Source organism: Mesorhizobium sp. M0626 (assembly GCF_040320665.1).
Taxonomy (GTDB): domain Bacteria; phylum Pseudomonadota; class Alphaproteobacteria; order Rhizobiales; family Rhizobiaceae; genus Mesorhizobium.
The window spans coordinates 203,256-223,034 of record NZ_JAMYQD010000006.1; the positions used below are offsets into that span (position 1 = coordinate 203,256).

At 64.0% G+C, this 19,779-nt stretch carries 17 protein-coding genes; 9 read left to right on the plus strand and 8 right to left on the minus strand.

Annotated elements, in window-relative coordinates; translation table 11 throughout:
* Positions 1-104: 104 nt before the first annotated feature.
* A complete protein-coding gene (locus NKI37_RS09655; protein ID WP_352794415.1) occupies positions 105-1,046 on the minus strand; it encodes a threonine/serine dehydratase in 942 nt (313 codons plus the stop codon).
* A gap of 50 nt (positions 1,047-1,096) precedes the next feature.
* Here NKI37_RS09655 and NKI37_RS09660 point away from each other — a divergent pair, with 50 nt between their 5' ends.
* The gene (locus tag NKI37_RS09660; protein WP_023748498.1) at positions 1,097-1,399 is read left to right on the plus strand and encodes an ArsR/SmtB family transcription factor; all 303 of its coding nucleotides are present in this window, start codon (positions 1,097-1,099) and stop codon (positions 1,397-1,399) included.
* Positions 1,400-1,419: 20 nt separating this feature from the next.
* On the opposite strand, the gene lysA is transcribed toward NKI37_RS09660, so the two are convergent.
* The 3 genes from lysA to argH form a co-directional block, all read right to left on the minus strand.
* Entirely contained in the window at positions 1,420-2,688 is a 1,269-nt protein-coding gene (lysA, locus tag NKI37_RS09665; RefSeq protein WP_023698709.1) for a diaminopimelate decarboxylase, read from the minus strand.
* 80 nt (positions 2,689-2,768) lie between these two features.
* Entirely contained in the window at positions 2,769-2,975 is a 207-nt protein-coding gene (locus NKI37_RS09670; protein WP_352789850.1) for a hypothetical protein, read from the minus strand.
* A gap of 68 nt (positions 2,976-3,043) precedes the next feature.
* Positions 3,044-4,444, minus strand: a complete 1,401-nt coding sequence (argH, locus tag NKI37_RS09675) for an argininosuccinate lyase (RefSeq protein WP_352794417.1) — start codon at positions 4,442-4,444, stop codon at positions 3,044-3,046.
* Positions 4,445-4,478: 34 nt separating this feature from the next.
* Here argH and tlpA point away from each other — a divergent pair, with 34 nt between their 5' ends.
* A complete protein-coding gene (gene tlpA, locus NKI37_RS09680) occupies positions 4,479-5,171 on the plus strand; it encodes a thiol:disulfide interchange protein TlpA (RefSeq protein WP_352789855.1) in 693 nt (230 codons plus the stop codon).
* Positions 5,172-5,268: 97 nt separating this feature from the next.
* Here tlpA and NKI37_RS09685 read toward each other — a convergent pair whose 3' ends face one another.
* A complete protein-coding gene (locus NKI37_RS09685; RefSeq protein ID WP_352789858.1) occupies positions 5,269-7,725 on the minus strand; it encodes a bifunctional diguanylate cyclase/phosphodiesterase in 2,457 nt (818 codons plus the stop codon).
* A gap of 469 nt (positions 7,726-8,194) precedes the next feature.
* On the opposite strand from NKI37_RS09685, the gene ugpB reads away from it, so the two are divergent.
* The 4 genes from ugpB (at position 8,195) to NKI37_RS09705 (ending at position 12,387) form a co-directional block, all read left to right on the plus strand.
* A complete protein-coding gene (gene ugpB, locus NKI37_RS09690; protein ID WP_023743999.1) occupies positions 8,195-9,505 on the plus strand; it encodes a sn-glycerol-3-phosphate ABC transporter substrate-binding protein UgpB in 1,311 nt (436 codons plus the stop codon).
* 70 nt (positions 9,506-9,575) lie between these two features.
* Positions 9,576-10,460: a sn-glycerol-3-phosphate ABC transporter permease UgpA gene (gene ugpA / locus NKI37_RS09695; protein WP_023731064.1), complete on the plus strand. Its 885-nt coding sequence runs from the start codon at positions 9,576-9,578 to the stop codon at positions 10,458-10,460.
* Between the two features lie 9 nt (positions 10,461-10,469).
* Positions 10,470-11,318, plus strand: a complete 849-nt coding sequence (ugpE, locus tag NKI37_RS09700) for a sn-glycerol-3-phosphate ABC transporter permease UgpE (RefSeq protein WP_023698704.1) — start codon at positions 10,470-10,472, stop codon at positions 11,316-11,318.
* A 7-nt stretch (positions 11,319-11,325) separates the two neighbouring features.
* Positions 11,326-12,387, plus strand: coding sequence for a sn-glycerol-3-phosphate import ATP-binding protein UgpC (locus NKI37_RS09705; protein WP_023742882.1), 1,062 nt, complete (start codon positions 11,326-11,328; stop codon positions 12,385-12,387).
* 35 nt (positions 12,388-12,422) lie between these two features.
* On the opposite strand, the gene NKI37_RS09710 is transcribed toward NKI37_RS09705, so the two are convergent.
* From NKI37_RS09710 to NKI37_RS09720, 3 genes are all read right to left on the minus strand, one after another.
* Positions 12,423-13,508 carry an ABC transporter ATP-binding protein gene (locus NKI37_RS09710; RefSeq protein WP_352789863.1) on the minus strand — a complete coding sequence of 362 codons (1,086 nt, stop codon included), beginning with the start codon at positions 13,506-13,508 and terminating at the stop codon, positions 12,423-12,425.
* Positions 13,505-15,076 carry an ABC transporter permease gene (locus NKI37_RS09715; protein ID WP_352789866.1) on the minus strand — a complete coding sequence of 524 codons (1,572 nt, stop codon included), beginning with the start codon at positions 15,074-15,076 and terminating at the stop codon, positions 13,505-13,507. The genes NKI37_RS09710 and NKI37_RS09715 overlap by 4 nt, the downstream gene beginning before the upstream one ends.
* A gap of 154 nt (positions 15,077-15,230) precedes the next feature.
* Positions 15,231-16,238, minus strand: a complete 1,008-nt coding sequence (locus NKI37_RS09720; protein WP_352443944.1) for an iron ABC transporter substrate-binding protein — start codon at positions 16,236-16,238, stop codon at positions 15,231-15,233.
* A gap of 204 nt (positions 16,239-16,442) precedes the next feature.
* Here NKI37_RS09720 and NKI37_RS09725 point away from each other — a divergent pair, with 204 nt between their 5' ends.
* The 3 genes from NKI37_RS09725 to NKI37_RS09735 all read left to right on the plus strand — a co-directional run bounded on the left by NKI37_RS09725 (position 16,443) and on the right by NKI37_RS09735 (position 19,771).
* The gene (locus NKI37_RS09725; protein WP_023671665.1) at positions 16,443-16,994 is read left to right on the plus strand and encodes a sigma-70 family RNA polymerase sigma factor; all 552 of its coding nucleotides are present in this window, start codon (positions 16,443-16,445) and stop codon (positions 16,992-16,994) included.
* A 1-nt stretch (position 16,995) separates the two neighbouring features.
* Positions 16,996-17,634, plus strand: a complete 639-nt coding sequence (locus NKI37_RS09730) for an NrsF family protein (RefSeq protein WP_352789870.1) — start codon at positions 16,996-16,998, stop codon at positions 17,632-17,634.
* Positions 17,635-17,845: 211 nt separating this feature from the next.
* Positions 17,846-19,771 (plus strand): PAS domain S-box protein, encoded by a 1,926-nt coding sequence (locus NKI37_RS09735; RefSeq protein WP_352789873.1) that lies wholly within the window; start codon positions 17,846-17,848, stop codon positions 19,769-19,771.
* The last annotated feature ends 8 nt before the right edge of the window (positions 19,772-19,779 follow it).

Here is a 19,779-nt window from a genome sequence, read left to right on the forward strand (position 1 = left end):
CTCAACAAGCAGAAGTTTACCAGCAAACACGGCAAAGGCGAGGCGGTTCCGGAAAACTTGAAAAGCTTTGACGGGTTTGCGTCCCACTTCAGTCGAAGCAAGGTTTAGAATTTCGCCGGATCGGTATTCGAGCCGCAGACAAGGACGGCGATCCGCTCGCCCGGCGCCGGCGTGTAGCGGCCGGACAGCAGCGCTGCGAAGGCCGCTGCGCCGCCCGGCTCGGCGATGATCCGCACCCGCTCCCACAGCGCCTTCTGCGCGGCAATGATGGCGTCGTCGGTGACCAGAATGGAGCGCTCGACAAAAGCCTCGGCGATCGGGAACATCATCTCGCCGACGCGTTTGGGCGCCAGCGAATCGGCGGCAACGCCTTCGGCGGGCGCATCGACGGGGTGGCCGGCATCGAAGGCGTGATGCAGCGTCGGCGCGCCTTCGGGCTCGATGGCGATGATCCTGATGCCGCCGGCAAACCAGGCGGCGATGCCGCCGATCAGGCCGCCGCCGCCGACAGCGACCAGCAGCGTGTCGATGTCGGGCAGATCGTTTTCGATTTCGAGGCCGAGCGTGCCTTGGCCGACCAATGTTTCCTCCTGGTTGAAGGCATGGATCTGCAGCGCGCCGGTCTTTTCAGCAAAAGCCTCGCTGGCGGCCAGCGCCTCGGCATAGCGGGCGCCGCCGACGATCAGTTCGGCGCCGTAGCCGCGGATGCGCTGCAGCTTGGCCGCCGGGCTGACTTCGGGAACGAAGATCGTCGCCTTGTGGCCAAGCCGCATGGCGGCATAGGCGACCGCGGCGCCATGGTTGCCGCCCGATGCGGCGACGACGCCGGCCGCAGGCACCGGCCGTTCGAGCAGATTGGTGAAGGCGCCGCGCGCCTTGAACGAGCCGGAATGCTGCAGGCATTCGAGCTTGAGGTCGACCGCCAGCGGCGGCCGGTCGAAATCGGCCATGTCGACGCGCAGCACCGGCGTGTGCCTGATATAGGGGCGGATGCGCGGTTCCATCGCGGCGATGCGTTCGCGCGTGACGGTGTTGCCGTTCGTCATGACCATCTCCTTGGGATTGACAGCAATTAGTAACTTGGCAAAATGGCTAAATGCAAGAGGTTGAAATCTTCAAGGCGATCGCCAATGAACGCAGGCTGCAGATCCTCGACTGGCTGAAGGATCCGCAGGCGCATTTCCCGGCCCAGGCAGACGGCGATCTGGTCGAGGATGGCGTTTGCGCGCTGCTGATCGCGGAGAAGCTCGGCATTACGCAGGCGACGCTCTCCGAACATATGCGCGTGCTTACCCAGGCCGGCCTGCTGCGGCCCAAGCGCATCAAGCAATGGACGTTCTACCGCCGCGACGAGGACAGCATCGCCGACGCAAGGTTGCTCATCCAGAACCGGCTGTAGCGCAGCCGGCGCTGCGGCTTCTATTTCAGCCAGTCGGGCACCGAATCCAGGCCGATCAGCTCGTCATAGGTCTGGCGCCGGCGCACGACGTGGAAACGGTCGCCGTCGACCAGAACCTCAGGCACAAGTAGGCGGGTGTTGTAGGTGCCGGATTGCACCGCGCCATAGGCGCCGGCGGTGGTGACGGCAATGAGGTCGCCAGACTTGAGCCGGGGAAGGTCACGGTCGAGGCCGAGATAGTCGCCGGTCTCGCAGACCGGGCCGACGACGTCGACCGCCATGCGCGGCGTGTCGGCCGGCGGCTGCACCACCGGCTTGATGTCGTGGAAGGCATCGTAGAGCGTCGGCCGGATCAGATCGTTCATGGCGGCGTCGACGACGAGGAAGTTCTTGGCGTCGCCTTCCTTCACGAATATCACTTCCGAGACCAGGATGCCGGCATTGCCGACGATCAGCCGGCCCGGCTCGAACATCACCTTCACCCCAAGCTTTGTCAGATGCTTCCTGACGATATCGGCATAGGCATCGGGCAGAGGCGGCGGGCTGTTGTCGGTGCGGTAGGGGATGCCGAGGCCGCCACCGAGATCGACATGCTCGACGGCGTGGCCATCGGCGCGCAGCGCGCCGACCAGTTCCGCCAGAAGCGCGAAAGCATCGTCAAAGGGCTGCAACTCGGTGATCTGGCTGCCGATATGGGTATCGATGCCGATGGGCTTGGTGCCCGGCAAACCGGCCGCGCGGGCATAGACCTGGCGCGCCCTTTGCCATGGAATGCCGAACTTGTTCTCGGCCTTGCCGGTGGAGATCTTCCTGTGCGTCCTGGCGTCGACATCCGGGTTGATGCGCAGCGACACCGGCGCCACCTTGCCGAGCGCGGTGGCGCGGGCCGACAGCAATTCAAGCTCCGGCTCGGATTCGACATTGAAGCAGAGAATGCCGGCCTCGAGCGCGAAATCCATCTCGCGCGCGGTCTTGCCGACACCGGAAAACACGATCTTGTTGGCCGGGATTCCGGCGGCGAGCGCGCGGCGCATTTCGCCTTCCGAGACGGTGTCGGCGCCGGCGCCGAGCTTTGCCAGCGTTCGCAGCACCGCCTGGTTGGAATTCGCCTTCAAGGCGTAACAGACCAGCGTGTCGAGCCCGGCAAAGGCCCCGGCGAACACCCGGTAGTGCCTCGTCAAGGTTGCCGTCGAATAACAATAGAACGGCGTGCCGACGCTTGCGGCGATGTCTGGTATCGCCACGTCCTCGGCATGGAGCACGCCGTCGCGGTAATCGAAATGGTTCACGAGAGTGTTTCCGGAAGTTGGAGCACGAGACCTGGTTAGCACGAGACCTGGTCAGAAAGACCAAGCCGGTCTCATCGGCTCTAGATCAGCGGGTCGAGGATGAACTTCTTGTCCACGACCGGTTTTTCCGGCTCCAGCGGCACCGGCTGTTTGGCGCGCTCGGCGTCCTTGCGGGCCTGGACGGCCGCTTCATAGGGCGTGTCGAGACCAGCCTTACGGCCGCAAGCGGTCACGGCAGCCATCGCCGTCAGCAGCGTCAGCGTCACCAAAATCCTGCTTGCGGTCATCGATCCATCCGTCCGAAACTTTATGTGCTGCGCTTTTAACCGAGTTTTAGGCGCATTGCACCCCGGCATCATGCCTTGGCGATGCGCTTTTTCCAGCTGCGGATCTGCTTCCTGACCTCCGATGGCGCGGTGCCGCCGAAGCTGGTGCGGCTCTTGATCGAATTCTGCACCGCCAGCACCGAGAAAATGTCTGCCGTGATGCCGGGATTGATCGACTGCAAATCCTCCAGCGACAGCTTTTCCAGGCTCACCTTCTTCTCTTCGGCCAACGCCACCGCGCGGCCGGTGACATGGTGCGCCTCACGGAAGGGCAGGCCCAGCGTGCGCACCAGCCAGTCGGCGAGATCGGTCGCGGTCGCGTGGCCTGAGCCGGCCGCCTTCTTCATGGCTGCGGCATTAACCGTCATGTCGCGCACCATGCCGGTCATCGCCGCCAGCATCAGATCGAGCGTCTCGGCGGCATCGAAGACCGATTCTTTGTCTTCCTGCATGTCCTTGCCGTAGGTCAGCGGCATGCCCTTCATCACCGTCAGCAGCCCGACCAGATGGCCGGTGACGCGGCCGGTCTTGCCGCGCACCAGTTCGGCGGCGTCCGGGTTCTTCTTCTGCGGCATGATTGAGGAGCCGGTGGAGAAACTGTCCGACAGTCTGACAAAGCCGAATTGCGGCGTCGACCAGATGATGATTTCTTCGGCGAGCCGCGACAGATGCGTGGCGGAGATCGCCGCCAGGCTCAAAAACTCCAGCGCGAAATCGCGGTCGGAGACGCTGTCCAGCGAATTGCGCATCGGCTCGCGGAAGCCGAGCGCCTTGGCGGTCTTGTGGCGATCGATCGGAAAACTGGTGCCGGCAAGGGCTGCCGCGCCGAGCGGGCTTTCATCCATCCGCTCGATGGCGTCGCGGACGCGCGACAGGTCGCGCGAAAACATCTCGACATAGGCCATGCAGTGGTGGCCGAAGGTCACCGGCTGCGCCGCCTGCATGTGGGTGAAGCCCGGCATCACGGTTGCCGCATGCTCCTCGGCGCGCTCGAGCAAGGCTGAGATCAGCCCCTTCAGCGCCTCGGCAACGCGGAAACATTCGTCCTTGACCCAGAGCCGGAGATCCACCGCCACCTGGTCGTTGCGTGACCGCGCCGTGTGCAGGCGGCCGGCGGCCGGGCCGATCAGATCGGCGAGGCGGGCCTCGATGTTCATGTGAATGTCTTCCAGCCGGGTCGAGAACTCGAACGTGCCGGCCTCGATCTCTTTCAGGATCGTGTTCAGCCCGTGAGCGATCTTTTCTTGATCGGCCGCCGAAATAATGCCCGTTTCAGCCAGCATCTCGCTGTGGGCGATCGAACCTCTTATGTCTTGCGCATAGAGTTTGCGGTCGAACGAAATCGACGCGTTGATCGCTTCCATGATCGCGGCCGGACCCGAGGCAAAACGTCCGCCCCACATCTGGTTGCTGGCCTTCTTGTCGCTCATCGCTATAACCCGTGCTCCGGAGCAGTCTTAGAAAATGGCAGACGTTAACAGATACTTCCCGGCCCCGCGCCTGATCCTCGCCGCTTTGGTGGCGGGCGTGCTGGCCGGCGCGGTCGCGGTATATGTCAGCGAGAGCGGGTCTGGCAACAACGCAGCCACCGGCAGCGCACCTGCGGCCGGCGCGGGCAACAGCAAGGACGATGTCGCCTGCGCCGCCAAGAGCGACCGCGCCAAAAAGGTTGCCGCCGCGGCCACGGGCCAGGTGGCGGCATTGCTGCCCGCCGATCCGCCGCAATCGCTGAAAAGTCTCGCCTTCAACGGTCCCGACGGCCAGCCGATGACGATCGCCGATCATGCCGGCAAGACCGTGCTGCTCAATCTGTGGGCGACGTGGTGCGCGCCCTGCCGCGCCGAAATGCCGGCGCTCGACGCCTTGCAGAAGGAAAAGGGCAGCGATGCCTTCGAAGTGGTCGCGGTCAATGTCGATGCCGGCGACGATGTGAAGCCGAAGAAGTTCCTCGCCGATATCGGCATCGGGTCGCTCGGCTACTACCGCGATTCGACGCTGGCGCTGTTCAACGACGTCAAGACGCGTGGCTTGGCGCTAGGCCTCCCCGTCACCATGCTGATCGATGGCGAAGGCTGCCTGGTCGCGCATATGAACGGACCGGCCGAATGGTCGGGACCGGATGCCAAGCGCCTGGTCGAGGCCGCACTCGCCCCTTAGAGCGGTTCACCGTTTCGTCGAAACGGCTACCCGCGCTAACTTTTTGTTTCGACGCAATTTCGGACGGAAAACGTTTCACACTTTTCCTGAAATTGCTCTAGGCTGAGCGCAGGGCCGCCGCCGGCGGCAGCATCAAGATGCTGCCGCCGCGTTGTTTGACGCTGGCGTCGTCGTGTGCCGCCGGCGCCGCGACGCCGGTCAGTTCGCTGAACGCCTCGATCGGGCTCGGCCGGCCTAGATAGTAGCCCTGGCCGATCTCGCAGGCCTCGGCGTCGAGGAATTTCAGCTCGCCCAGCGTCTCGACGCCCTCGGCCAGAACCGGCAGGCCGAGACCGCGGCCAAGCCCCAGAACGGCGCGCACGATGGCTGCCACCTGGCCGTTGCTGTCGACTGATTTGATGAATGAGCCGTCGATCTTGATCTTGTCGAAGGGGAAGGCGCGGAGATTGGACAGCGAGGAGTAGCCGGTGCCGAAATCGTCCATCGCCACACGCACGCCAAGCGCCTTCACCTGGCGCAAGGTCGCCAGCGCGCGCGGCATGTCCTTGACCAGCGCCGTTTCGGTGATCTCGAGTTCGAGCCTGCCGGGCGTCAGGCCGGAGCCGAGCAGGACTTCATGCACCTTGCGGCTGAAATTCGGATTGTGGAGCTGCACCGCCGAGACATTGACCGCGACGGTGAGAGGGTTCTTCCAGCGCGCTGCCTCGGCGCAGGCCGTCGCCAGCACCCATTCGCCGATCTGGATGATGACGCCGCTGTCTTCGGCCACCGGGATGAAGGTCGCCGGCGACACGTCGCCGCGCTGTGGATGGCGCCAGCGGATCAGCGCTTCGAACCCGACCATCCGCCCGCTGCTGATCTCCTTTTGTGGCTGGTAGACGAGGCGAAACTCATCGCGCGCCATGGCCTGGCGCAGTTCGTGCTCCATCACGCGCCGGTCTCGCGCCTCGGCGCCCATCGAGGCCTCGAAGTAACGGTAGGTGTCCTTGCCCTCGGCCTTGGCGCGGTAGAGCGCGGTGTCGGCGTGGCTGACCAGGAGTGTCGGCTCATCGGCGTCGAGCGGATAAAGTGCAATGCCGATGCTGGCCGACACCAGCCCGCCACCGACCGACAGCCGGTTTTCCTCGCGCATGGCCGCCAGCACCGCCTCGGCGATGCGGCCGGCCGCCTGCGGATCGGGAAGGTTCGGAGCGATGATGGCGAACTCGTCGCCGCCGAGACGCGCCAGCATCTGTCCGTGGCGGAGCACGGCGGAGGCGCACAGCGCCACCTTCTGCAGCATGGCATCGCCGGCGCCATGCCCGAACAGGTCGTTCACTTCCTTGAAGCGGTCGAGGTCGAGCAGCAGCAGCGCAAGATGCCCACCCTTGCCGCCGCGGTCCATTGCGGCAATTTCGGCCTCGAGCCGGCCGGAGAAACTGCGGCGGTTGGGGAGCCCGGTCAGCGGGTCGAAATGGGCGAGGCGCAGGATCTCCTGCTCGGCCTTCCTGCGTTCGCGGATGTCGCGCACGGCGACCACGCTGTGCCGCTTGCCGCAATAGTCGATGCTTCTAGCGATAAGTTCGACGGGGATGGTGGCGCCGTCATGGGCTCTGAGTTCGGCTTCCTGTGCCTGTCCGCTGCAGTCGGACATGCCGGCCGCGGTGCGTTCGCCGAAGAGGTCGCCAAGCAGCATCGCGTTCAGCACTTCCGGCGCAATGCCGGTGAGTGCCGCGATGCTGTCATTGGCGCTGACGATGCGGGCGCCGTCGCAGACGATCAGCCCCTCGACGGCGGCGTTGGCGAGGCCGTGCATGCGCTCGGCCTCGAGCTTGTGACGCCGGAAGCGAAGGTCGATCCACAATGCTGCGGCTGAAAGCACCAGGATAGCCATGCTGACTGCAGCGGCGGCGAAGGCCTGCGACACCGGTTCGACCGTGAACTGCGATATCTCGATGGAGGAGTCCGGGAAGATCGACACCGCGCCCATGGCGATGAAGTGCAGGCTGCAGATCGCCAGCGTCAACAGGATGGCGGCGGCGATTGTGGCCTGCATGGACGGCCGTCGCAACACGACCAGCAGCGCCAGCGCGGCGAGGGTGACGCCTGTCAGCACCGAGACGCCGACCAGCAGCGGGTTCCAGACGATGCGCCCTTCGACCTCGAAGGCGGCCATGCCGATATAGTGCATAGCGGCGATACCAGCGCCGAGGACCGCGCCGCCGACCAGAGGGTAGTCGATGCCCCGGCGCAAGGTGGCGATCCACATGCCCGCAGCGGTCAGGGCGACGGAACCGGCGAGCGAAAGCGCCGACATTTCCGTATTGTAGGCGTTGGGGATTCCGGGAGAAAAGGCAAGCATTGCGATGAAGTGCGTCGCCCAGATACCGAAGCCGGTGGAAGTGGCTGCTATCATCAGCCAGGTATAGCGGTTGCGCTCGCTCGAGCGGTCGACATGGCGAAGCAGGTTGACCGCCGAGAAGGAAGAAATACCGCAAATGAGCGCTGCCAGTGCGACCAGTCTCAGATCGTGCTCATGCACGATACAATTATAGACGTCAGCATCTCGCCCCACCTGCTCTCCCACAGCAATCAAGCCGTCCACTTGATTAGTATGCCACGCTTGACGAAGAATCGGTTATGCGAACTACAACTACAGCGGGTTTTTCGGGTTGTACGTTGCGGCGATCCTGTCTCATTCCAGACGCACGGTTACAGCAGCGCCTGGCGCGATGCCGCTCGGCCGATCTCGATCTGGCCGAGCGCCGGTTTGGCGGCCGCACGGTGCAGGTGCGTGGCGCTGTCACGCGGGCCCTTCACGCATCGCTGGGCGGTCGGCGATCCTTGCAGGCCCACCATGCCCCATTCTATCGCTGAGCCGGCTTGGCATTTCTCTCTGTCCTCGTTGCAAGGCGAGGGGGCGCGAAGTTAGCCGGGTATGAAATTCACGAAACAGCAACAAATCCGTTGTCCGATTGTCATCAGCGACACATATTGCGTTCGCGGGAGCGCCCCTTTCGCCAATGACAAACGGGAGATGAAACATGAAGTTGTTCGGCTTTGCGGCCGGTGTTGCCGCCACCTTGACCCTGCTTTCCACCACCTCCGCCTTCGCCGCCACCCAGATCAGTTGGTGGCATGCAATGACCGGCGCCAATGCCGAGGTGGTCGACAAGATCGCCAAGGATTTCAATGCCAGCCAGAGCGACTATGAAATTCTCCCCGTTTTCAAGGGCACCTATCCCGAAACGCTGAATGCCGGCATCGCTGCCTATCGTGCGGGGCAAGCGCCCGACATCATCCAGGTGTTCGACGTGGGTACCGGCGTCATGATGGCCGCCGAAGGTGCGATCAAGCCGGTGGCCGATGTGCTGACCAGCGCCGGCGTGACCTTCGACAAGAGCCAGTATTTGCCCGGCATCGTCGGCTACTATTCGAAGCCGGACGGGACCATGCTGTCCTTCCCCTATAATTCCTCGTCGCCCATCCTCTACTACAACAAGGATATCTTCCAGAAGGCCGGGCTTGATGTGAACAATCCGCCAAAGACCTGGAACGAGGTGTGGGAAGCCGCCAAGAAGATCAAGGCGAGCGGCGCCGCTTCCTGCGGCTATACCTCGACCTGGTTGACCTGGATCCACCTTGAGGCCTTCGCTGCCTGGAACGACGTTTCCTATGGCACCAACCAGAACGGACTTGCCGGAACCGACGTCGAGCTCAAGATCAATGCGCCGATCTTCGTCAATCATTTCCAGGCGCTCGCCGACCTGGCCAAGGACGGCACCTTCAAATATGGCGGCCGTACATCCGAAGCCAAGCAGATCTTTCTTGCCGGAGAATGCGGCATCTTCACCGAATCGTCGGGGGGTCTCGGTGACATCGTCAAGTCGGGCATGAACTACGGCATCGGCCAGCTTCCCTATGATAGTGACGCCAAGGGCGCGCCCCAGAACACCACGCCGGGCGGCGCCAGCCTGTGGGTGTTCGGCAACAAATCGGACGAGGAATACAAGGGCGTCGCGGCGTTCTTCTCCTACCTGTCCAAGACCGAAGTGCAGGAGTATCTGCACCAGAAGTCGGGTTATCTGCCGGTGACGCTCGCTGCCTATGAGGCGACCAAGAAGTCCGGCTTCTATGACAAGAACCCGGGCCGTGAGACGCCGATCCTGCAGATGCTGGGCAAGGCGCCGACCGAGAACTCGAAGGGCGTGCGCCTCGTCAACCTGCCGCAGGTGCGCGACATCGAGAACGAGGAGTTCGAGAAGATGCTGGCCGGCCAGCAGACTGCGCAGCAGGCGCTCGACAACGCGGTCGCACGCGGCAACAAGGCGATTCAGGAAGCGATCGGAAACTGAAGCGATTGTCAGTTGAACCTCGTCCACGCGGACCCGCGTGGACGATTTCCTGAATAGCGAGGGAATTACCCTGTCTCCACGCGTCGTCTTTCCCAACAAGACCCTGCCTTACCTGCTGGTGGCGCCGCAACTCGCCATTACGCTGATCTTTTTCTACTGGCCGACCGGGCAGGCGCTCTACCAGTCGATGCTCAGGGAAGACCCGTTCGGGCTGAAGAGCAAGTTCGTCGGGCTCGCCAATTTTCGCAAGGTGCTGGCCGACCCGGCCTACCTCAACTCGATCAAAGTTACGCTGGTGTTCTCTCTGGCGACCGCGATCGTCGCCATGGGTGTGGCCCTGTTGCTTGCCGTCATGGCCGAGAAGGTGGTGCGCGGCAAAGGCCTTTATCGCACGCTGCTGATCTGGCCGTATGCGGTGGCGCCGGCGATTGCCGGCATGTTGTGGCTGTTTCTGTTCAACCCCTCGATCGGTTCGCTGGCCTACGCCTTGAGAGGTCTCGGCATCGCCTGGGATCCCTTGCTCAACGGAAACCAAGCCATGATCCTGCTGGTATCTGCGGCTGCCTGGAAGCAGATCAGCTACAATTTCCTGTTCTTCGTCGCCGGGCTGCAGGCGGTGCCGAAGACGTTGATAGAGGCGGCGGCCATGGACGGCGCCGGGGAGACGAAGCGCTTCTGGACCATCGTCTTCCCGCTGCTCGCACCGACGACCTTCTTCCTGCTGGTCGTCAACACTGTCTATGCGCTGTTCGACACTTTCGGTATCGTTCATGCCGTCACCGGCGGCGGGCCGGGCAAGGCCACCGAGACGCTGGTCTACAAGGTCTACAATGACGGTTTCGTCAATTTGATCCTCGGCGATTCGGCCGCGCAGTCGGTCATCCTGATGGTCATCGTCATCTCACTCACGGCCATCCAGTTCCGCTATGTGGAACGCAAAGTCCACTACGGTTGAGCGCGAGCGATGATTGGTCAGTCCCCGCTTCGCGCCCTCATCGCCCACGCCGTGCTCATCCTGGGCATCCTGATCGTCGCTTTCCCGATCTACTACACCTTCGTTGCCTCCACGCAGACGCTGCAGACCATCCTCAAGCCGCCATTGCCTCTTTTGCCCGGCGACCAGGTCTGGAACAATTACAGCGAGGCGCTGTTCGGCGGTGTCGGCCGCATCGGCGGCGTCAGTGTCGGCCGATTGCTGCTCAACACCACGATCATGGCGCTCGGCATCGCGGTGGGGAAGATTTTCATCTCGATCCTTTCGGCCTATGCGATCGTGTTCTTCCGTTTTCCGCTTCGGATGGTCTTCTTCTGGCTGATCTTCATCACACTGATGCTTCCCGTCGAGGTGCGCATCCTGCCGACCTACAAGGTGATGGTCGATCTCGGCATGATCGACACCTATGCCGGCCTGATCATTCCGCTGATCGCCTCGGCCACCGCCACGCTTCTGTTTCGCCAGTTCTTCATGACCATCCCAGGTGAGTTGGTGGAAGCGGCGCGTGTCGACGGCGCCGGACCATGGCGCTTCTTTTTCGACATCCTGCTGCCGCTGTCGCGCACCAACATCGCAGCACTGTTCGTCATCCTCTTCATCTATGGCTGGACGCAGTACCTGTGGCCGCTGCTCGTCACCAACAGCAACGACATGAACACCATCGTCATCGCACTTAGAAAGATGGTCTCCTTCGCCGATGCCGATACCCAATGGCATCTGGTCATGGTCACCGCGATGCTGGCCATACTGCCGCCGATCCTGATCGTGGTGCTGATGCAACGCTGGTTCGTGCGCGGACTTGTCGATTCCGAAAAGTGAGAAGCCGATGGCGACCGTCGATCTGAAGGATGTGAAGAAAGTCTATCCCGGCGGCGTCGAGGCGGTGAGGGGTGTCTCCATCGCCATTCCCGACAAGGAGCTTTGCGTGCTGGTTGGGCCGTCCGGCTGCGGCAAGTCCACGCTGCTGCGGATGATCGCCGGGCTTGAGACCATTTCTTCCGGCACCGTCGCCATCGACGGCAAGATCGTCAACACGATCGGTCCGACCGAGCGCGACATCGCCATGGTGTTCCAGAACTATGCGCTCTATCCACATATGAAGGTCTACGACAACATGGCCTACGGGTTGCGCAACCGGGGTACTCCCAAGGACGAGATCGACAGCAGGGTTCGCTCGACCGCCAAGGTGCTGGAGCTCACGGCGCTGCTCGACCGGCGCCCGCGCGAGCTTTCCGGCGGCCAGCGCCAGCGCGTGGCCATGGGTCGCGCAATCGTGCGCAATCCAAAAGTCTTCCTGTTCGACGAACCGCTTTCCAACCTCGACGCCAAACTGCGCGGCCAGATGCGGGTCGAAATCAAGAATTTGCAGCGCTCGCTCGGTGTCACCTCGGTCTACGTCACCCACGACCAGCTTGAGGCGATGACGCTGGCCGATATTCTCGTCGTCATGAATGGCGGGTTGGTCGAGCAGACGGGCGCGCCGCTCGACATCTACGAGAAGCCGGCATCGACCTTCGTCGCCTCCTTCATCGGAGCGCCGCCGATGAACCTTCTGCCTCTTTCGCAAGGACCGGCTGGTCCGGCGCTGACCGACGGCAAGACGGTTGACTTCGCGCCTACGAACGCCGCCACGCTTGGCTTCCGCCCTGAGGATGCCGACGTCACCTTCAGTGCCGAGGCATCATCCGGCGCGCTTATTCTGCCTGCGGCGGTCGAGGCGGTCGAACCTGTGGGAGCCGAAAGCTTTCTTCACTGTGCCGCCGGCGGCAACCGCATCGTCGTGCGTGTGGCCGGCCGCGCCACGGCCAAACCCGGCGATCAACTGCGCGTCGTGGCCAGGGCCGAGAAGCTGCATTGGTTCGACAATGCTGGGAAACGAGTCGATTGACGCAGCCGCTCGCGCCAATCCGACGCATCGGCAGTTCAGGCGAAGACATGCGCCTTGCCGGAAACTGTCAGGCGCACGATCTCGCCGACGGAAGGCGCGTCGATTCCCGGCTTGCGTAAGGTCAGCGGTGTGCTGCCGATCGCCGCGGCGTCCGGCGGATCGGGGTTGTTCAACAGCCGCACGGCAATGGTGCACATCGAGCCTGCGAATTCCGAGTCCGTCACCTCGGCGAATATCGTGCCCGCAGGACCCGACATGCCTTCGCGCGACGTGCGCTTTACCTGCACCTGCTCCGGTCGCAGCATGATGCGGGCGATGTCGCGCCGCTCCTTCGAGTCGACGGCTATGCGACCAAGCGAGGAGGTGGCGAAGCCGCCTGAAATCTTTGCCGGCAAGATGATGGCGTCGCCAAGAAACTCGGCAACCATGCGGTCCTTCGGCTGCAGATAGAGTTCTCGCGGCGTGCCGATCTGAGAGAACTTTCCGTCGCGCATGACCGCCACCTGGCTGGCGAAGGACAGCGCCTCGGCCTGGTCGTGGGTGACCAGGATGGTGGTGATGCCGGCCGCTTCGAGCAGTTCGGCCACGGCCTTGCGCATCGAGGCGCGCAGCCCCGTGTCGAGCGCCGAGAACGGCTCGTCGAGCAACATCAGCCTGGGCTTCATCGCCATGGCGCGCGCCAGCGCCACACGCTGCTGCTGGCCGCCGGAAAGCTGATGCGGACGGCGTTTGAGGATCGCCTTGTCGAGCCCAACGGTATAGGCGAGCTCGGCGATGCGCTCGGCGCGCTGGTCATCCTCGCCGCGGGCCATGCCGAAGCCGATATTGTCGGCGATGCTGAGATGCGGGAACAGGGCGCCGTCCTGCGCCACCAGGCCGATGCCTCGGCGATACGCCGGCACCGCATGGCCGCCATTGGCCAGCACTTCGCCGTCGAGCACGACGCGGCCCTGGTCCGGCGCCTCGAAGCCGGCGATCAGCCGCAGCAAGGTGGTCTTGCCGCAGCCGGACGGGCCGACGATGGCGGTGCGACTGCCGCTGGCGGCGCTGAGCTCGACCCCGGCAAGGGCGGCCACCGGACCATACTGCTTGGTAAGGCCGCTGATTTCGAGAAAGCTCATCGCCCGGCCATCCGTTTCGACTGGACATAGAGCAGCCAGGTCAGCGGCAGCGACATCGCCACCATGATGAAGGCGTAAGGGGCGGCCGACGCATAGTCGATCTCGCCGCTATAGGACCAGAACGCCATGGCCAGCGTGCGCGTGCCGTTGGGCGCCAGCATCTGGGTGGCGGTCAGCTCGTTCATGATGCCGAGCGCGACCAGCGCCATGCCAGCCGCCGCGCCCGGCGCCGACAGGCGGATCGTTGTCGACCACAGCGCTTTCAGCGGAGGCCGGCCAAGGCTGGCGGCGGCACGTTCGAGCTCGACCGGCGCCTGTGCGATCGAGGCCCTGAGGCTGATCAAGGCGCGCGGCAGGAACATCAGGGCATAGGCGACCAGGATTGTGAACAGCGTCTGGTAGAACGGCATGGCGATGCGCACGGTAATGGTGACCAAAGCCAGCGCGATGACCACGCCGGGCAGCGAACCGACAATGTAGTTGCAGCCTTCGAGCAGCCGCTGCAGCGGCCCCGGCGCGCGGATCGAGATCCAGGCCATAGGTGTGGCGGCGATAGTGGCGAGCACGGCGCCGGCGAGCGCCAGGAACAGCGTTTGGCCAAGCGCCAGGCCGATCTCGTCGAAGCGCCAGACATCGACGCCGCCGGCGACCAGCCAGCGGCCGATGGTGACGAAGGGCACGCCGATGGCGAGAAGCGTGGTGACGGCAGGCAGAGCCAGGCAGGGCAGGGTGGCGCGACCGAGCCTGGTGCGCTGCTGGCGGCGCGCGGCACCCGAGCCTACGCGGGCATAGCGTTCCTCGCCGCGCACCAGCACCTCCAGCGCGAGCAGCACGAAGCAGCAAGTCACCAGGACGCCAGCCAGCATGTTGGCGGCGGGACCGTTGAAGGTCGACTGGAACTGGTCGACGATCGCCGTGGTGAAAGTGTCGAAACGGATGAAGACGTAGAGGCCGTATTCGGCCAGCAGATGCAGGCCGACCAGCAGCGCTCCGCCGCAAATGGCCAGTCTCAGCTGCGGCAGCACGACACGCCAAAACACCCGCCATGGTCCGAGGCCAAGCGCTGCGGCTGCGTCCTCCAAAGCAGGATCGAGCCGGCGCAGAGCCGCCGCCAGCGGCAGATAGAGGAACGGGAAATAGGCGAGAACCGAGACCAGCACGCCGGCCCACAGGCCGTGCAAGGTCGGCACCATGGTGATCCAGGCGTAGGAATGCACGAAGGCGGGGATGGCGAGCGGCGCCACGGACAGCCAGGCCCAGAGGCGGGCGCCGGGCAGGTCGCTGCGCTCGGTCAGCCATGCCAGCGCCACCGACAGCACGGTGGCGATCGGCACGGTGAGCGCCACCAGAAGCACGGTGTTGACCAGGAGTTCGCCGACGCGCGGCCGGAAGACCAGGGCCGAAGCAGTGTCCCAGCCCGTCTGCACGCCGGTCCAGATGATGAAGGCCAGCGGCAGCAGCGACAGCAGCGAGACGATTATGGCGGCAAGCGGGATCCAGGACATGAGCTGCCGGCGGGACCGCTTGGCTGCCTGGCCTGAACGTGCGAGATCGACGACAGACTGCATCACCTCACCCGCGCCCATGCCGCCGGGGCGGGGGCGCCGCAGGCGCGGCCGGAAACGCAATGTGTCGTCATGGACAATGCCATCTCGAAAACAGAGCGCTCCTGCGGAAAGTCCGGCAGGAGCGCAATCGTTGCCCTTTTAGGACGAACGCGGACTAAAGCAAGCCGGCTGCCGTCATCAGGTCCGTCACCTTCTTGGAGTTCAGTGTCGCCGGATCGACCTTCGGTGCCTGCAGATCGGCCAGCGGCACCAGCCTGGGATTGGACTGCGCGTCCTTGCCGATAGCGTATTCGAAGGACGTGCCGGTCTTCAGCACGTCCTGGCCGCCTTTGCCGGTCACCCATTTGAGGAACGCCTGGGCTTCCTTCGGGTGTTTGCTCGAGGCGAGCACGCCGCCGCCCGAGATCGAGACGAAAGCGCCGGGATCCTGGTTCTTGAAATAATGCAGTTCGACGTTCTTGCTGTTTTCGCCGGTCTTTGCCTGATCGCCAAAATAGTAATAGTGGTAGATGATTCCGCCTTCGATCTCGCCGGCATTGACCGCCTTCATCACCGTGCCGTTGCCCTTGTAGGCGGTGAAATTCTCCTTCATGGCCTTCAGCCAGTCGGCGGTTGCGGCTTCGCCCTTGAGCTCGAGCAGCGCGCTGACGATGGCCTGAAAATCGGCGCCGGAAGGCGAGGCTGCCCAGCGGCCTTTCCAGGCGGGATCGGCGAGATCGAGCATCGATTTGGGCAGCTTTTCGGCCGTGAGCTTGGTTTTGTTGTAGGCAAAGACGGTGCTGCGCGCCGCGACACCCACCCATTTGCCGCTGCTCGGCTGGAATTCGGCCGGGACTTGCGCCAGCGTGTCGGCGTCGACCGGCGCGAAAAGGCCCGCCGCTTCGACCAGGGTCATGGCCGGCGAGTTCTCGGTCAGGAACACGTCGGCCGGCGAAGAAGCGCCCTCGGCGACGATCTGGTTGGAGAAATCGCTGTCGCCGCCATTGCGCAGCGTGACCTTGATGCCGGTTTCCTTGGTGAAACCTTCGACCCATTCCTTGGCCAGGCTCTCATGCTGGGCGTTGTAGACGATGATGCCGGCATCCGCGGCCATCGCCGGCCCGGCGATCATGCTCACGGCCAGCGCTGTTGCGCCCGCTAGGGTGGAGAGCGTGTATCTCATGGCGTCATCCTCAATCTCGGTGGTTCTGGTTTCGCAGGCTGCACCTATCGATACCTGACAGCAGTAGTCAACATTGCTCGGCTGCTTCAATCGGTCGCCGCTCCCGCAAACTTTCGTGATTTTGCGGCACTTTGGCTTGGACATCATTTCGCCGGACACGTAACAAATCGGTGCCGAGGCGCGAAGATCGGGGAGTGAACTCTTGTGAGCGGCAAGGATGAGGCCGAGCTTTCCCGGCTGATGCGGGCCGCGATCGCGGGAGATGAAAGGGCCTACGCCGACTTTTTGCACCGGATCGCCGCGCTGGTTCGCGGCTTTGCGAGGCGCAAGATCGTACAGGGCGGGGTCGATCCCGAGGATGTCGTGCAGGAAACCTTGCTGGCCATTCATGTGAAACGGCATACCTGGCGCCAGGACGCGCCGGTGTTGCCATGGATCTATGCGATAGCCCGCTTCAAGCTGATCGACGCTTTCCGGCGGCGCGGACGGCGCATCGAAATCGAGATCGACGAGATCGCCGAGACCTTTGCCGAGCCGGAAACCGAGACCGTCAGCGAACGCGACATCAACCGGGCGCTGGACGGACTGCCGGCTGCGCAGCGTTCCGTCGTTTCTTCGATCTCGGTCGACGGCCGCTCCATCGGCGAGACGGCGGCCAGGCTCGGCGTCAGCGAGACGGCGGTGCGGGTGTCGCTGCATCGCGGGCTTGCCGCGATCGCCAAGCGATTTGGGCAGGGGCGCTTCGGGCGGCAGTGACATGAGGACGGAGGGTCTCATCAAGGCACTCGACGCCGACACAAGCAGCAAGGCGATGCCGCTGCGCTCGGCCTGGTTGATGGCGGCGGCAGCCGCGGCGGTGATCGCGGCTCTGGTCTTCTTTCTCACCATCGGCCCGCGTCCCGACATCATGACCGCCATGCACACGATGCGGTTCCTGGCGAAGTTCGTGTTCACCATCGTGCTCGCCGTCACCGCCTTTGGCCTGGTCCGGGCGTTGTCGACGCCGGGCGCTTCGACGGCAAGAGCCGCGGCCTGGATGCTGGCGGCGCCGCTGCTGGTGGCCGTGGCGGTGGCTCTCGAACTGTTCATGGTGCCGGAGCCGATGTGGAGCACGCGCATGGTCGGCTCCAACATGATGATCTGCATGGGCTTCATCCCGCTGATCGGAATCGGCCCGCTTGCCGTCTTCCTGTGGATGCTGCGCTATGGAGCGCCGACGCGGCCGGTGTTGGCCGGGGCGGTCGCGGGACTGCTCGCCGGCGGCCTGGCGGCGACCTTCTACGCCGCGCACTGCTTCGACGATTCGCCGCTTTTCGTCGCCACCTGGTACACGCTCGCCATCGCCGTCCTCGCCGGTCTGGGCGCGCTCGGGGGACGGTTCTTCGTGCGCTGGTGACCGGGCCGTCCAAGATCGCCCAATAATCACCGATCCTTAATCATGCCGGGAATTGTTTGCGGGTTCACCGTGTTGCCGGTGGCTCCGGCGCAACCTTTCCTTAAAATCGATCATCCAGTGTTTTTTGCAGAAATGTGTTGCGCATGGGGTGGCATGCACAGTGATGCGACGAGAGCGAAAAAGCCTGCGGGCTGACAGTCAGGTGGCTTTGGTGCTTGCGGCCGGAGGGCTTTGCGCTGCCGTGGTCGCGCTCCTGCTGTCGCGGCTCGATGTCAGCGCCGAAGTGCTGAAACTCTGCCTGCAGATATCGGTGCCGGTCGCCGCCGTTGCGCTGATTCTCGCCGCCCTGTTCATTTACCGGATACTGGACGACCGCCGGCAGATCGCCGAAAGCGAGCAGCGTTTCCGCCGCGCCATGGAGGATTCGGCGATCGGCATCGCCATTGTCGGCCTCGACGGCCGCATCCATGAAACCAACCCGGCCTTCGCCGCCATGCTCGGCTATAGCAAGCAGGAGATCGAGGCGCTGACCTTCTTCCAGATCACCCATCCCGACGATGTGCAGATCGGCCGTGAGACGATGGACGGCATGCGGGCGGGCACCGTCAACGCCTTCCACTTCGAAAAGCGCTACCTCAGGAAGGACGGCACGCCGGTATGGGCCCATCTTGCCGGTTCCGTCATTCGCGACGAGAAGAGCGGGAGCCCGCTCTACCTGGTCTCCCAGATCGAGGATATCGATGCGCGCAAGCAATCCGAGGCGCGCATAGCCGAGGCCGAAACGCGCTGGAATTTTGCCCTGGCCAGCGCCGGACAAGGCGTCTGGGATCTTGATATGCGGAAGGGCGGCACCACCTACTCCGCCACCTGGGTGAAGATGCTGGGCTATGCCGATGGCGAACTGGACGGCGACCCCGACCGCTGGCTGGCGATGATCCACCCCGACGATCGCGAAAACGTCGCCGAAGCCGATCGTGCCCATCTGGAGGGCAGGACACCGTTCTTCGAAGCCGAGTTCCGGATGCGCCACAAGGATGGCCACTGGGTCTGGATCCTCGACCGCGGCAAGACGCTCGAACGCGACAAGGACGGACGGCTGGTCAGGGCCATCGGCAGCCTGACCGACATCACCCAGCGCAAGCAAACCGAGGAAAGCCTCATCGTATCGGCGGCAATGCTGGCCGACGAGAAGGAGCGGCTGAGGGTGACGCTGCAGTCGATCGGCGACGCCGTCATCTGCACCGATGCCGCCAACCGCATCACCTTCATGAACCCGGTCGCCGAAAAGCTCACCGGCGTTGTTGGCGCGGAGGCGCTCGGCAAGACGCTTGGCCATGTCTACTGGGCGGTGGACGAAGAAACCGGGCAAAGGATCGGCATGACGCGGCCGGCGCTCGGCAGCGCCAGCCCTGTCGACCAGAACAGTCGCGCCGTCCTTATCCGTCGCGACGACACACGCTGCAGCATCCGCCAGGTGGTGTCGCCGATCATGAACGACCGCCAGGAGTTCTGCGGTCTTGTCATTGTCTTCCAGGACTTCACCGATGCGCGCGCCTTGCAGCGCCAGCTCGCCTATGCCGCCGCGCATGATGCGCTGACTGGCCTTGCCAACCGTTCGAGCTTTATCCGCACCACGGAGGAACTGGTCGACCGGAGCCGCAAGGCCGGCACAGCCAGGCCGGCCGGCGAACATCATTTCATGTTCATCGATCTCGATCATTTCAAGCTGGTCAACGACACTGGCGGCCACGCCGCCGGCGACGCCTTGCTGAAGCGGGTTGCCGAGGCCATTCGCGGTGCGCTTGGGCCAGAGGATATCGTGGCCCGCCTCGGCGGCGACGAATTCGCGGTCATCCTGAAAGCCGGGCCGAGCGCCGGCGCCAGGATTGCCGCACGCTCGGTCATCGACGCCATCCGCGGCCTGCAGTTCAGCTGGGACGGCCGGCCGCATGCGATCGATGCCAGCATCGGGCTGGCGCCAATCCACAGCAACAGCGGTGAAGTCGACGAGATCATCGCCCGGGCCGATGCTGCCTGCTATGCGGCCAAGGCCGCCGGCCGCGGCTGTGTTTCCGTGGCGCCTGACGATACCGGGTCAAGAGGCCAAGCAGAGCCGCCGCTTGCAGCGGCGTCCTGAGGGAGCAC